Below are 13,685 nucleotides of genomic sequence, written 5' to 3' on the forward strand. Positions count from 1 at the left end.
TGCGGTGGACGGTTCGACGGGGGGTGCAAAATTGTTCAAGCTACCGCAGTCATACGGGAACCTGTGTGAGCTACCCCACATCTGCATATTTTTCTTATCCCACCCGCTTAAGTCAGCGGCATCAATCCAGATAGGTATCATAATACTGAGATGTTTCCCTGCGGAATGGTCCACCCGGCATCGGGCCGGGCAATTCCGGTTCCATAGCAGCCCTGCACCACGTTTGTCGCGCCAAGCCCTGCTTTGGCTCGACCGCATCGCGAAGGATGCATGATCACCGGCAAAATTCTCGAGGTGGCTGATCACCTTGTTCCGGGTTGCACCGTTCGGATTCGGCTCCAGAAGGATACCAAACCTAAAGGCTTGCCACGTAGATTTTGCACTGACATCCATCATTGGCGGGACCATGAGCACGGCCGCGACGTCCTTTCCGGAGAGGAATGCCGCAGAGGTCGCGGATCTTGTCCTCGCGCCTGAGACGACAGCTCCCGGAGTCCGGGCGCGCCGGGCCCGGCAGCGCCGCCAGATGTATATCGGCCAGGTCGCCAGCTACTCGCTGGGCGCCTCGGTCCTGCTGCTCTACGCCTATGACGGCACGATCTCCATGGGCGTTCCATCGCTGTTCTGGCTCGGCGGCCTCCTGATCATCGGGACGTTCACGGTGCTGTCGGAAGCCGGTTTCGGCGACCGGTTCGAGGATCATTACCTCACCGTCTATCAGATCTCGGCGCATATGGCGCTGCAACTGCTGTTCCTGCTCGCGGTGCCGACGGTCGGGGTCGCGTTCCTGGCCGTGTTGTTTCTGATCTTCGCGTTCGGCACGCTGCGCATGACGTCGAGCCAGGCAATGCTCACCTGGGGCCTTGCCACCTGCGGACTCGCCATCGTCTTCCTAGGATCGGACCTGCCGATCGGACTGCCGGTCGCGACCCGGCTGCAGCGAACCGCCTCGATGCTCTGCTTCGTGCTGGTGATCGGCCAGTGCGCGTTCCTCGGCCTGTTCGGCGCCACCCTGCGCAAGATCCTGTACCGGCGCAGCATCGAATTGAAGGCCGCCTATCGGCGCATCGAGGAACTGGCCGAGCTCGACGAACTCACCGGCTCCTACAACCGCCGCTGCATCATGCGGCTTCTAGACGCCGAGATCGAAACGTCGCGGCAGGCATCCAGGCCTTGCGCGATCGCGCTGATCGATCTCGACTGGTTCAAGCGCATCAACGACACCCACGGCCATCCCATTGGCGATGAGGTGCTGCGCACCTTCGCGATCACCATTTTCGCCAACATCCGGCCGACCGACAGTTTCGGCCGCTACGGCGGCGAGGAATTCCTGCTGCTGCTGCCGGACACGTCGGGCGACGGCGCGCGCCACATGCTCGAGCGCTTGCGCGGCATCGTCGCCGATCTCGACTGGAGCGCATTCTCTCCGGGCATGCGGGTGACCATTTCCGCGGGCGTCGTGACGCTGCGCGACGTTGATACTGCCGACACTTTTCTCGCGCGCGCCGACAGCGCGCTCTATGCCGCCAAGGCGCAAGGGCGCAACTGCATCGCAACGAGCTGACCAATCCATTCTCCTCCGGTGCGGCAGAAGCCGCCGCCGGGCCGAACGCTCCAGGACAGGGCAATGATTTCCAAATCCGCAAGACCATCCGAAAACCTGCTCGAGGAACTGCAGGCTGCCCTCTCGCACGGCACCGTTGCGCGCCGGGTCGAGACGCTGCGCCGCGTCACCGATCTCTTCGTGGGCAATGCAGTCGACTATTCCGACGACCACATTCGCGTGTTCGACGACGTGTTCCAGTGCCTGATCGAGCAGATCGAGATTGCGGCCAGGGCGCTGCTCGCCGAACGCCTCGCGCCGATCGCGGCTGCGCCGCCGAAGATCATCCGCACGCTCGCGCTCGACGAGGTCATCGAGGTCGCTGGACCCGTGCTGTCGAAATCGGAACGGCTGGACGAGGCCACCCTGATCGAGATCGCGCGCACGCGGGGCCAGGCCCATCTGAAGGCGATCTCGCTGCGGCGGGTTCTGTCGGAAGCCCTGACCGACGTGCTGGTGACACGCGGCAACGAGGACGTCGTGCAATCGACCGTCCGCAATCCTGGCGCTCGGCTCTCCGAGGAACGTCTCACCGACCTCGTCACGCGCGCCGAACGCGACGACCTCCTCGCCAGCTGCATCGGCTTGCGGCCCGACCTGCCGCGCCATCATTACCTGAGGCTGGTTGCGAAGGCGTCCTCGACCGTGCGCCGGAAGCTGGAAGCCGCGCATCCTGAGCTCGCGGACGAGGTGTCGACCGTGGTGCAGGAGGCGGCCCAGCGGGTCCGCGCCGCCGCCATCACCAGGCAGACCGAGATGGCGCGCGCACTGGTGAAGTCACTGCACGAGGACGGCCGCCTCAACGAATTCCAGATCACCACCTTCGCCGAGCAGGGCAAGTTCGACGAGACCAATGCCGGGCTCGCCGCGCTCGCCGGCGTTGCGGTCGAGACCGCCGAGACCATGATGATCGAAAGCCGCACCGAGGGCGTGATGATCCTTGCCAAGGTTGCGGGCATGCAATGGTCGAGCGTGCGCGCCATCATCGGCATGCGCGAGAGGCTCTCCGGCGGGTCGCAGACCGACATGCTGACGCTGCGCGAGACCTACGAGGCCCTGCGCTCATCGACCGCGCAGCAGGTGCTGCGCTTCCACCGCATGCAGAGCGCGACGCCGGTGGGCTAAAGCGGAATGGCTTTAAGCTGAATCGATTGCCGCGGGTGGTTCACCTCTCCCGCTTGCGGGAGAGGCGTAGGCCGCCTCCGGCGGCCGTCATCTCAAGAGACGCCGAGGCAAAGCCTCGGCTATGGCGAAGCGCCGGGTGAGGCTTTCTCCTCTTGGGAATTGTCCCATCGCGGAAACACCCTCTCCCCCAACCCTCTCCCGCAAGAACGGGGCGAGGGAGTGCACCTCGGTCGTTGCAGCGATCAAGCCTCATGCCATCGTGCTCTAGTATCTCAAGACCCTCGCGCCGACCGCCGCGCCGATCGCGGTCACCATCGCGGTCGCGATCGTGTACCAGGTCGCGACGAACAGGGGCGAGTCATCGGTGCAGTGCGAGGCGTAGAGGGTCGCGGCGAGCCCGGCCGAGACCAGACCGGCGAGTGCACCGGCCAGCGCGGGGCGCGACGGCGCGCCGTGGCGCAGGCCGAACAGCGCCCCCGCAAGCAGCGGCAATGACATCGCAGGGATTGCGACCAGGCACACCCTGGAGTTCTTGCCCATCAGGCGCATCGTCATCGGCATGGCTGGCGCCATCATCGCCTCACTGCCGATCGCCACCGCGAGCAGCCCGACGGGCAGCAGGAGCAGCCAGCCCCAGCCGCGCAGCAGGGCTTCGGGACGCGACAAATGCAGGCTGACGATGATCGCGGGGATTGCGAGCGACAGCGTCACCGCGAACTTCATGTCGAAGAACGGATTGCGCATGGCGCTCATCACGTCGGCGCGCACGCCGAGGAACGTCGCAAAAATCAGGATCGACAAGGGCGCGGCCACCAGCAGCGCCATGGTCAGCACGGCGCCGACCCGTGGCGCGCGGTGCGCGTTGTCGGCTGCGAGCGAGCGAATGAGCTGATCGGTGTCCATGACTAATGATCCCGCAGTTTGGCCGTCAGCGCCGCAAGTCCGCGATGCAGCGCGACCCGCACCGCACCCTCGCTCATCGAAAACTTTGCCGCCGTATCCTTGATCGAGGCGGCCTCGACCGCGATCGACTGCAGCACGTCGCGCTGACGCTGCGGCAGGGTGCCCAGTTGGGCGGCGACCTCGCCAGCCGAAGCCGTCTCCTGCGGCGCCTCACCCGGCAGCGTCTCGGCGAAATCGTCGATGTTGACGAACACGCGCCTGCCGCGCCGGCGGAGCGCGTCGATCAGCTTGTTGCGGCCGATCGCAAACAGCCAGGGCGCGAAGGGGGCTTCGCTGTCCCAGGTGTGCCGCTTCAGATGCACCGCCAACAGAATCTCCTGCACGATATCCTCGGCCTGGTCGGGAGGCTGACCTGCCCGCGCCAAGCCGCGCCTCGCGGCAGCGCGCAGCACCGGCGTGACTGCCTTCAACAGGCGATGATACGCCGCGTCATCGCCCGCCATGGCCGACCGCATCAGGCCGGTCCACTCGTCCTCACGTCCGCGCACCCGCGCCCTCACCATGCAATTCGGCCGCTCTTTCAAATTGTTACGCAGGGGCCGGACATATCACGAACTCGTGATCAAGACCCGGACCTCGCGACCGGCGCGGCCGCAAACATCGGCGACGGCTCATAACACCGATCGGCGCGTCCCGCATCGGGCCACCGGTCGCAAGGGGACGGTTTGCCCCGTTTTTGCCGGGTGTAGCCCGAAGATTCCCATTTTCTGCCCCGCTGTCGTCACGCCCCAGGGTCTCTGTTCGCAGCCGGGACGGGCGGAATTGGGGAGATCGTCAACATGATGAAAACCAGCGCGCGCGCGGCCCTGATCGTTTTGGCCGGGCTTTTCCTGCTGTTTGGGGGCGTTGCACAGGCGGCGCCGAGTTCGGCCGCGAGCAGTAAAGCGGACAGCGCAGACAAGCAGGCCGACACGGCCAAGCACCGGCGCCACGACTCGCGCCGCACCAGCAGCAAGACGACGCAGAAGTCCGACGACAAGGCCGACAAGAAGGACGCCGCGCCCAAGGCCGACGAGGCCAAGAACGACAAGACCGACAGTCAGGTACCGGCGTCGAGCCAGATGCCGCCCGACGTCGCCAACGCCAATGCGCAGCTCGCCGCCGACACGCCGACTGCCGCGGCCGCCTCCGCGATGACGAACCGCGCCAACGACAATGTGCAGGCAGCAGCCGATAATACCGACGCAGCGAACCCCGAGAGCCAGGTCGTCGCGCCCGATCAGCTCAACGACATCGATCGCGCCGTGCAGGAGAACCCGCCGGCGCAGAAGGCGGTGATTGCCGCAACCGAGGCGCTGCCACGGCCGGCGCCGGTGATGGCAAGCAGCCAGCAGAGCTCGGCCTGGGACCAGAGCTCCCTGATCGGCAAGATCTTCATCGGCGTCGGCACGCTGCTGACGCTGGCGTCCGCCGCTCGGATGTTCATGGCGTGATTGCCGGCCGATTGGCGACCTGAGTACTGGCCTGGCGGGCCTCGTCCGGAACGCGCCTTTCGTCGCGTTCCGGCGGCCTGTAGCCCCTTGAAGCCCACCGCGCCAGCGGGCACATTGCCCGCTCAATGAAAAGCGTGGGTGGAGTATGAGCACGTTCGAACACATCATCGTCGAAAGCATCGGTGCGGTCGGCATCATTAAGCTGAACCGGCCGAAGATGCTCAACGCGCTCTCGTTCGGCGTCTTCCGCGAGATCGCCGCCGCCGTAGACGATCTCGAGGCCGATGACGCCATCGGCTGCATCGTCGTGACCGGTAGCGAGAAGGCCTTTGCCGCCGGCGCCGACATCAAGGAGATGCAGCCCAAGGGCTTCATCGACATGTTCTCCGAGGATTTCGCCGCGATCGGCGGCGACCGCGTCGCGCGTTGCCGCAAGCCGACGATCGCCGCGGTCGCGGGTTACGCGCTCGGCGGCGGCTGCGAGCTCGCCATGATGTGCGATTTCATCATCGCCGCCGACACCGCAAAGTTCGGCCAGCCCGAGATCACGCTCGGCACCATTCCCGGCATCGGCGGTACCCAGCGCCTGACGCGCGCGATCGGCAAGTCCAAGGCAATGGACCTCTGCCTCACCGGCCGGATGATGGATGCGGCGGAAGCCGAGCGCTCGGGCCTCGTCAGCCGCATCGTACCCGCCGACAAGCTGATGGACGAAACGATCGCCGCAGCTGAGAAGATTGCATCGATGTCGCGCCCTGCGGCCGCGATGGCCAAGGAAGCGGTGAACCGCGCCTTCGAGACCACGCTTGCCGAGGGCATGAGCGTCGAGCGCAACCTGTTCCACTCGACCTTCGCGCTGGAGGACCGCTCCGAGGGCATGGCGGCGTTCATCGAGAAGCGCAAGCCGGTGAACAAGAACCGGTAGAGCGCGAACCGGTCAGGCTGGTGTAAGGCTCTGGCGCTTTCCCGCTGAAATCCTGTGACGCACCTGCAACAAGCACGGATTTCATGGGAGTTTTCCCCGCGGCAGTTTGCCTGCGGGACCTCGGCTGGCTAAACAGCTAAGAGGCCATCGTCGGCGGGGGCGGACCGGGGTTAAGCGGGATTACATGATTGGGCGTACCGCCAGAGCTGGTCGCGTGGTGACGCGGCATCGATCGGGCGTGGGTCCCGTGTTTGCGACATGGACCACGCTGGCGCTCTCGTGCGCCCTGCCCTCCGCCGCCTGGGCCGAAGCTCTGCCGGAGGCGCTGGCCAAGGCCTACCAGACCAACCCGCAGCTCAATGCTGAGCGCGCACGCCAGCGCGCGACCGACGAGAACGTACCGCAGGCGCTTGCCGGCTACCGGCCACAGATCATGGCGAGCCTCAGCGCCGGCCTGCAATCGGTGCGCAATCTGTTGCCCGATAACACCATCCAGACCGCCAATCTGAAACCCTGGATCATCGGCGTCACCGTGACGCAGACCCTGTTCAACGGTTTCCGCACCGCCAACAGCGTGCGGGCCGCCGAACTCCAGGTGCAGTCGGGGCGCGAGGCGCTGCGCAATGTCGGCCAGGGCGTGCTGCTCGATGCGGTCACCGCCTACACCAACGTGCTCGCCAACCAGTCGCTGGTCGAGGCGCAGCGCTCCAACGTCGCCTTCCTGCGCGAGACGCTCGCCGTCACCCAGCGCCGCCTCAATGCCGGCGACGTCACGCCGACCGACACGGCGCAGGCCGAGGCCCGTCTCAACCGCGGCCTCGCCGATCTCAACGCGGCAGAGGTCGCGCTGGCCGTTAGCCAGGCGACCTATGCGCAAGTGATCGGCAACGCGCCGTCGCAGCTCAAGCCCGCCGAAGTGGTCGATCGCTATTTGCCGAAGAGCCGCGAGGACGCCACGACGATGGCGATCCGCCAGCACCCGGCGGTGATGGCGGCCAGTTTCGACGTCGATGTCGCCTCCACCAACATCCGCATCGCCGAAGGCGCGCTGCTGCCGAGCGCGACCATCCAGGGCAGCGCCAGCAAGAGCCGCAACAACGACCCGACCCTCGGCACCTTCGCCGAGGACCAGGCCTCGATCGTCGCCAATGTCACTGCGCCGATCTACGACGGCGGCCAAGCCGCGGCGCAGACCCGGCAGGCCAAGGAGATCACGGCGCAGAGCCGGCTCGTGCTCGACCAGGTGCGCAACCAGGCGCGCACGGCGGCGGTCAGCGCCTGGGTTGCCAATGAAGGCGCCAAGATCACGGTCTCGGCCTCGGAGTCCGAGGTGAAGGCGGCGACCGTCGCGCTGCAGGGCGTGCAGCGCGAGGCCGCCGGCGGACAGCGCACGACGGTGGACGTCTTGAACTCGCAGGCCGATCTGATCCAGGCCAAGGCCCGCCTGATCGGCGCGCTGCGCGATCGCGTGATTGCCTCCTACACACTGCTCAGCGCCGTCGGCCATCTCGACGTCAAGACGCTGAACTTGAACACGCCGGACTATCTGCCCGAGGTGCACTACCATCAGGTCCGCGACGCCTGGCACGGGCTGCGCACGCCGTCGGGGCAGTAGGCTCAAAACTCTCGGTGGATGCCGATGAAAAGCCGCCGCATCCATCTGATGGGAGCCTCTGGCTCCGGAGTGACGACGCTCGGTCGCGCGCTCGCGGGCCAGCTTGCGCTACCGCATCACGACAGCGACGACTATTTCTGGCTGCCGACCGTGTCGCCCTACCAGAGGACGCGCCCCGCCGCCGACCGCCTGCGCCTGATGCGCGAGATGTTTTTGCCGCGTCTCGATTGGGTCCTGAGCGGATCCGTCACCGGCTGGGGTGAGGAGCTCGTTTCGTACTTCGACCTCGTCGTCTTCGTGACCGCGCCGCGCGAGATCCGGATGAAACGATTGCGCGCCCGCGAGGCCGCCCATTTCGGTGCTGATGCCGTCGCGCCGGGCGGCTGGCGCCATGGCGAAACCGAAGACTTCGTCGAATGGGCCTCCCATTACGAAGCCGGCGATCGCGAAGGTCGCAGTCTCGCCAAGCATGAAGCGTGGCTCTCGGGCCTCCCCTGCCCGGTCGTGCGCGTGGACGGCTCTCGTCCGCTTGCTGGTCTCGTCGAGCAGCTATGCAGCGAAACGGAGCGGTTGCCCGGCTGATGTGATATTCTCCTCCCACTCGCCAATAAAAAATAAACCGGGAGAGAAACCATGCTCAGTCGACGCAGCGTCCTGCTTGCCTCCCTTGCGGCCGGAGTAGCCATGACCAGCAAAGCCCATGCCCGTGCGGCACAGCCCGCGACGCCGATCAATTTCGACGTCCCGGCGCATGCCTGCGACTGCCACACCCACATTCATGGCGATCCCGAAAAGTTTCCGTTCTTCGCGGGGCGGGTCTATACGCCGGAGCCGGCGAGCCCTGAAGAAATGGCCGCACTGCACAAGGCGCTGCATATCGAGCGCGTGGTGATCGTGACGCCGAGCGTCTACGGCACCGACAATTCGTCGACCTTGTTCGGCATGAAGGCACGCGGCGCCAATGCGCGCGGCGTCGCCGTGATCGACGACAAGACGACCGAGACCCAGCTCGATACGATGCATCAAGACGGCTTCCGCGGCGTCCGCCTCAATCTGGCGACTGGCGGCGTCAATGATCCCAATGTCGGGCGGCCGCGCTTTACCGCCGCCGTCGAGCGCATGAAGGCGCGCGGCTGGCACGTCCAGCTCTACACCACGCTGACCATGATTTCGGCGATCAAGGACCTCGTCGAGACGGCGCCGGTGCCCGTCGTGTTCGACCATTTCGGCGGCCTCGAGGCTTCGCTCGGGCTGGAGCAGCCGGGCTTCTCCGACCTCGTCGCGCTGGTGAAGTCCGGCAAGGCCTATGTGAAGATCTCGGGCGCCTATCGCTCGTCGAAGCTCGCGCCCGACTATCAGGACATGGTGCCCTATGCCCGCGCGCTGATCGCGGCGAATGCAGACCGCATCGTCTGGGGCACCGACTGGCCGCATCCGGATTCGAGCCGCGTCGAGGGACGCAGGCCCACCGACATCGCGCCCCTTTATCAGATCGACGACGGCCGCCTGCTCAACCAGCTTCCGGTGTGGGCGCCGGATGCCGAGGTGCGCAAGAAGATCCTGGTCGACAATCCGGCGCGGCTCTACGGGTTCTGACGGTCAGCGCGCGCGGCGGGAGAAGAAGGAGATCAGGACCGGCAAGGTCACCAGGATCACGACCGGCGCCAGCATCATGCCGGTGACGACGACGACCGCGAGCGGCTTCTGCACCTGTGAGCCGATGCCTTCGGACAGCGCCGCCGGCAGCAGGCCGACGCCTGCGACGACGCAGGTCATCAGCACGGGCCGGAGCTGCAGCTCGCCGGTGCGCACCACCGCGCTCATGCGGTCCATGCCTTCTTCGATGAGCTGGTTGAACTGCGACAGGATGATGATGCCGTCCATCACGGCGATGCCGAATAGTGCGATGAAGCCGATCGCCGCGGAGACGCTGAATGCTGTGCCCGAGATCAACAGGCCGAGCACGCCGCCGAAGATCGCCATCGGGATCACGCTCATCGCGAGCAGCGTGTCGGTCATCGAGCCGAAGTTGAACCAGAGCAGCACGCCGATCAGCGCCAGCGAGATCGGCACCACGATCGAGAGCCGCCGGATCGCGTCCTGGAGATTGCCGAACTCGCCGACCCATTCCATGTGCGAGCCCGGCGGCAGCTGCACCTGCTCGGCGATCTTCTGCTGCGCCTCGCGGATCGCGCTGCCGAGATCGCGTTCGCGCACCGAGAACTTGATCGGCAGATAGCGCTCCTGCTGCTCGCGATAGATGTAGGCCGCGCCGGAGACGAGGCTGATGGTGGCGACCTCGCTCAACGGGATCTGCGTAACGGTACCGTTCGGCCCGGGCGCGCCGATCCGCAAATTCTGGATCGCCTCGGCACTGCGGCGGTACTCCGGCGCGAGGCGAACGATGATCGGGAAGTGGCGGTCGCTTCCGGGCTCATAAAGGTCGCCGGCGGTGTCGCCGCCGATCGCGACCTTGATGGTGGCGTTGATGTCGCCCGGAGCAAGGCCGTAGCGCGCGGCCTTGGCGCGGTCGATGTCGATCTGAACGGTCGGCTGCCCGAGCGAAGTGAACACCGCAAGGTCGGTGACGCCCTGCACGGTGGCCAGCACCGACTTGATCTTGTTGGCGGTGTCGGTGAGCGCCTGAAGGTCGCTGCCGAACAGCTTGATCGAGTTCTCGCCCTTCACGCCGGAGACGGCTTCGGAGACGTTGTCCTGGAGGTATTGCGAGAAGTTGAACTCAACGCCGGGGAAGCGATCGTCGAGCTGCTTGAGCAGCTCCGCTGTCAGCTCTTCCTTGTCGCGGGTGCCGGGCCACTGGCTCACGGGCTTGAGCGGAGCGAAGAACTCGGCGTTGAAGAAGCCGGCGGCGTCGGTGCCGTCGTCGGGACGGCCGTGTTGCGACACCACGGACTCGACCTCGGGCCGGGCGCGGATCACCTTGCGCATCTCGTTGACGTAACTGTTGCCCTCCTGGAGCGAGATGGTCGGCGGCAGCGTGGCACGGATCCAGAGATTGCCCTCCTCCAGCTTCGGCAGGAATTCGAGGCCGAGCAGCCGGCTGAGCGCGACCGTCATCAGCACGAGGCCGACCGCACCGCCAAGGACGATATTGCGGTTGGCGACCGCCCAATGCAGCAACGGCGAGTACAACCGGTGCAGGATCAGCATCACCTTCGTCTCGGTTTCCTCGACATGCGCAGGCAGGATGATTGCGGAGAGCGCCGGTGTCACGGTGAATGTCGCAAGGAGCCCGCCGGCGAGCGCATAGGCATAGGTGCGAGCCATCGGCCCGAAGATGTTGCCCTCGACCCCGGATAGCGTGAACAGCGGCAGGAAGGCCGCAATGATGATCGCCGCGGCGAAGAAGATCGATCGCGAGACGTCGGCGGCCGCGCTGAGGATGGCATGGCTCTTCATGCCGAACAGCGTCTCGGGCGACATATGCTCGGATTCCGACATCGGCGTGGTCTGCGTCAGGCGCCGGAAGATCGCCTCCACCATGATGACCGTGGCATCGACGATCAGGCCGAAATCGATCGCACCGACCGACAGGAGGTTTGCCGATTCCCCGCGCAGCACCAGGATGATGACGGCGAAGAACAACGCGAACGGAATGGTGGCGCCGACGATCAGCGCGCTGCGGAGATCACCGAGGAATATCCACTGCAACAGCACGATCAGCAAAATGCCGATCACCATGTTATGCAGCACGGTGTGGGTGGTGAGCTCGATCAGGTCCCCGCGGTCGTAGATGCGCTCGATGCGCACGCCGGGCGGCAGGATGCTGGAGTTGTTGATCTGCTGGACGAGCTGGTGGACGCGCTTGATGGTTGGCGAGCTCTGCTCGCCACGGCGCATCAGCACGATGCCCTGCACGATGTCATCGGAATCATCGAGGCCGGCGATGCCGAGACGGGGTCTTTGGCCGACAGTGACGGTTGCGACGTCCTTGACCAGCACCGGATTGCCGCCGGTCTGAGCCACCATGGTGTTGGCGAGATCGTCGATCGAGCGGATCAGGCCGACGCCGCGCACCACGGCCGATTGCTGGCCGATATTGACGGTGTTGCCGCCGACATTGACGTTGGAATTGCCGACCGCCTGGAGCAATTGCGGCAGGGTCAGGCCGTTGGCGACCAGTTTGTTGAAATCGACCTGGAGCTCGTAGGTCTTGCTCTTGCCGCCCCATCCGGTGACGTCGATGACGCCGGGCACGGCGCGGAAGCGGCGCTGCAGAATCCAGTCCTGGATGGTCTTGAGGTCGAGCACGCTGTAGTTCGGCGGGCCGACCAGGCGATAACGGAAGATTTCACCGATCGGGCTGAGCGGCGAGATCTGCGGCTGCACGTTGCCCGGCAGCGGCGCGAGCTGCGCCAGACGGTTCAAGACCTGCTGCAACGCCTCGTCATAGGTGTAGGCAAAGGAGAACTGCAGCTTGATGTCGGAGAGGCCGTAGAGCGAGATGGTGCGGATGGTCGTGAGGTTCTTCAGACCCGCGACCTGGGTCTCGATCGGGATCGTGATGTAGCGCTCGATCTCCTCGGCCGACAGGCCCGGGCTTTGCGTCACGATATCGACCATCGGCGGGGTCGGGTCGGGATAGGCCTCGATGTTGAGCTGGTTGAACGCGATCAGGCCGCCGATCAGCACGGCGACGAACATCCCGACCATCAGAAAGCGCCGGTTGACGGCAAGGGCAACGAGACGATCCATTCAGGTCTTCAATTTCTTTGGGTCGTCGATCAGCTGCCGGACGCCGCGCGGTCGATGAACAGGCTGCCCTTGACGACGATCTGTTCGCCGGGTTTCAGGTTGCTCGTGACCTCGACGAGGTTGCCGTTGATGAGACCGATCTTGATCTGGCGCAGCTCGACCGATTTGTCCTCGCGCGCGACCCAGAGGCGGACCTTGTCGGCTTCATAGATCAGCGCCTGCTTCGGCACTGCCGGCGCGGCGCGGTCGCCGGCCGAATAGATCGTGACATTCGCAAACATTTCCGGCTTCAGCAGCCCGTCCTTGTTGTCGATGGTGGCGCGGACCAGCAGGCGGCGGGTGGTGGGGTCGATCGCGGCGGCAACGTAGTTGATCTTGGCGGTGAACGGACGGCCCGGCAGCGCCATCACGTTGACGGTGATGTCCTGCCCGATGCACACCGCGGCCGCATCGCTCTCGCGCACGAAGGCGGTGAGCCAGACCGTGGAGAGGTCGCCGACCACGAAGACCGGATCACTGGCGCCGGCGCTGACATATTGGCCGGGGCCGATCTTGCGCTGCACGACGGTGCCGGAGATCGGCGAGTAGATCGTGATCTCCCGATCTATGACGCCTTTTTCCTGGAACGTCTTGATGGCCTCCTCTGTGAAGCCGAGGATGCGCAGCTTGTTGCGCGCAGCTTCCAGCGCCGTCACCGAGGAGCGCATATCGTTTTGCGCCTGGACCTGGGCCGCTTCCGCCTGCTGATAATCCTTCAGCGGAATGGCATGGCCCTCATAAAGGTCCTTGGCGCGCTTGAACTGGATGTCGGAGAGCTCGAGCGCCGACCTCGCCTTGTTCTGCGAGGTCATCGCCGCGATGAAATCGTTCTGGGCCTGCACGGTGTCGGCGGCCTCGATCGTAAACAGCGGTTGACCTTGCTTCAGCATCTCGCCGGGCTTGGCCAGCAGCTTGGTGACCCGGCCCGCATAGGGCGAGAACACCGGCGTCGAGCGGTCTTCGTCGACCGCGACCTTGCCCTCGGTGACATACTCGGCCCGAAAGCTCTTGGCCTTGACCGGCTCGATCGTCAGCGTCGCCCATTCGGACGGCGTCGGCGTGAAGGTCTGCGCATTCCTTCGCGACTGGCTCGAGATCTCGGAGTGCTTCTTTTCCTTAGCCCCGGAAGAGAGAACGCCGTAGGCCCCGGCACCGGCGCCGGCAAGAACTAGTAAAACTACGGATGTGATCACCCGCTGTTTCGTAAGCACCTGCAATCGCTTGGTATTTTCAACTACCATGGGGCCCGGTCGTGTCTGCGACGAT

The 13,685-nt window shown here is 65.4% G+C and carries 11 protein-coding genes; 7 read left to right on the top strand and 4 right to left on the bottom strand.

The genetic code is table 11. The annotated features are described in order from the left end of the window. The first annotated feature begins 406 nt into the window (after nucleotides 1-406). Together YU9_RS0106775 and YU9_RS0106780 are read left to right on the top strand one after the other, a co-directional pair. Nucleotides 407-1,564, top strand: a complete 1,158-nt coding sequence (locus YU9_RS0106775) for a GGDEF domain-containing protein (RefSeq protein WP_027572112.1) — start codon at nucleotides 407-409, stop codon at nucleotides 1,562-1,564. A 63-nt stretch (nucleotides 1,565-1,627) separates the two neighbouring features. Further along, on the top strand, nucleotides 1,628-2,728 hold the full coding sequence (locus YU9_RS0106780; RefSeq protein ID WP_027572113.1) for a DUF2336 domain-containing protein: 1,101 nt from the start codon (nucleotides 1,628-1,630) through the stop codon (nucleotides 2,726-2,728). A gap of 264 nt (nucleotides 2,729-2,992) precedes the next feature. Here the strand turns inward: YU9_RS0106780 and YU9_RS0106785 are convergent, their stop codons facing one another. Further along, a complete protein-coding gene (locus YU9_RS0106785) occupies nucleotides 2,993-3,631 on the bottom strand; it encodes an NrsF family protein (protein WP_027572114.1) in 639 nt (212 codons plus the stop codon). Between the two features lie 2 nt (nucleotides 3,632-3,633). Continuing rightward, entirely contained in the window at nucleotides 3,634-4,179 is a 546-nt protein-coding gene (locus YU9_RS0106790; protein WP_027572115.1) for a sigma-70 family RNA polymerase sigma factor, read from the bottom strand. 291 nt (nucleotides 4,180-4,470) lie between these two features. Here YU9_RS0106790 and YU9_RS0106795 point away from each other — a divergent pair, with 291 nt between their 5' ends. The 5 genes from YU9_RS0106795 to YU9_RS0106815 all read left to right on the top strand — a co-directional run bounded on the left by YU9_RS0106795 (nucleotide 4,471) and on the right by YU9_RS0106815 (nucleotide 9,260). Then, the gene (locus tag YU9_RS0106795; protein ID WP_027572116.1) at nucleotides 4,471-5,124 is read left to right on the top strand and encodes a hypothetical protein; all 654 of its coding nucleotides are present in this window, start codon (nucleotides 4,471-4,473) and stop codon (nucleotides 5,122-5,124) included. A gap of 145 nt (nucleotides 5,125-5,269) precedes the next feature. Beyond that, nucleotides 5,270-6,049: an enoyl-CoA hydratase gene (locus YU9_RS0106800; RefSeq protein WP_027572117.1), complete on the top strand. Its 780-nt coding sequence runs from the start codon at nucleotides 5,270-5,272 to the stop codon at nucleotides 6,047-6,049. Nucleotides 6,050-6,233: 184 nt separating this feature from the next. After that, nucleotides 6,234-7,664, top strand: a complete 1,431-nt coding sequence (locus YU9_RS0106805; RefSeq protein WP_027572118.1) for a TolC family outer membrane protein — start codon at nucleotides 6,234-6,236, stop codon at nucleotides 7,662-7,664. 24 nt (nucleotides 7,665-7,688) lie between these two features. Beyond that, nucleotides 7,689-8,246 (top strand): hypothetical protein, encoded by a 558-nt coding sequence (locus YU9_RS0106810; protein WP_027572119.1) that lies wholly within the window; start codon nucleotides 7,689-7,691, stop codon nucleotides 8,244-8,246. 51 nt (nucleotides 8,247-8,297) lie between these two features. After that, a complete protein-coding gene (locus YU9_RS0106815) occupies nucleotides 8,298-9,260 on the top strand; it encodes an amidohydrolase family protein (protein WP_027572120.1) in 963 nt (320 codons plus the stop codon). A gap of 3 nt (nucleotides 9,261-9,263) precedes the next feature. On the opposite strand, the gene YU9_RS0106820 is transcribed toward YU9_RS0106815, so the two are convergent. Beyond that, complete coding sequence (locus YU9_RS0106820; RefSeq protein WP_027572121.1) at nucleotides 9,264-12,380, bottom strand: efflux RND transporter permease subunit; 3,117 nt, start codon at nucleotides 12,378-12,380, stop codon at nucleotides 9,264-9,266. A gap of 29 nt (nucleotides 12,381-12,409) precedes the next feature. After that, nucleotides 12,410-13,660 carry an efflux RND transporter periplasmic adaptor subunit gene (locus YU9_RS0106825; protein ID WP_027572122.1) on the bottom strand — a complete coding sequence of 417 codons (1,251 nt, stop codon included), beginning with the start codon at nucleotides 13,658-13,660 and terminating at the stop codon, nucleotides 12,410-12,412. Between the last annotated feature and the right edge of the window lie 25 nt (nucleotides 13,661-13,685).

Source organism: Bradyrhizobium sp. WSM1743 (assembly GCF_000473065.1).
In the GTDB taxonomy this organism is placed as follows: domain Bacteria; phylum Pseudomonadota; class Alphaproteobacteria; order Rhizobiales; family Xanthobacteraceae; genus Bradyrhizobium.

Bases quoted from the DNA above. Each gene is read 5' to 3' on its own strand.
- YU9_RS0106775 (WP_027572112.1), top strand. From the start codon at position 407: ATGAGCACGGCCGCGACGTCCTTTCCGGAGAGGAATGCCGCAGAGGTC.
- YU9_RS0106780 (WP_027572113.1), top strand. From the start codon at position 1,628: ATGATTTCCAAATCCGCAAGACCATCCGAAAACCTGCTCGAGGAACTG.
- YU9_RS0106785 (WP_027572114.1), bottom strand. From the start codon at position 3,631: ATGGACACCGATCAGCTCATTCGCTCGCTCGCAGCCGACAACGCGCAC.
- YU9_RS0106795 (WP_027572116.1), top strand. From the start codon at position 4,471: ATGATGAAAACCAGCGCGCGCGCGGCCCTGATCGTTTTGGCCGGGCTT.
- YU9_RS0106800 (WP_027572117.1), top strand. From the start codon at position 5,270: ATGAGCACGTTCGAACACATCATCGTCGAAAGCATCGGTGCGGTCGGC.
- YU9_RS0106805 (WP_027572118.1), top strand. From the start codon at position 6,234: ATGATTGGGCGTACCGCCAGAGCTGGTCGCGTGGTGACGCGGCATCGA.
- YU9_RS0106810 (WP_027572119.1), top strand. From the start codon at position 7,689: ATGAAAAGCCGCCGCATCCATCTGATGGGAGCCTCTGGCTCCGGAGTG.
- YU9_RS0106815 (WP_027572120.1), top strand. From the start codon at position 8,298: ATGCTCAGTCGACGCAGCGTCCTGCTTGCCTCCCTTGCGGCCGGAGTA.
- YU9_RS0106820 (WP_027572121.1), bottom strand. From the start codon at position 12,380: ATGGATCGTCTCGTTGCCCTTGCCGTCAACCGGCGCTTTCTGATGGTC.
- YU9_RS0106825 (WP_027572122.1), bottom strand. From the start codon at position 13,660: ATGGTAGTTGAAAATACCAAGCGATTGCAGGTGCTTACGAAACAGCGG.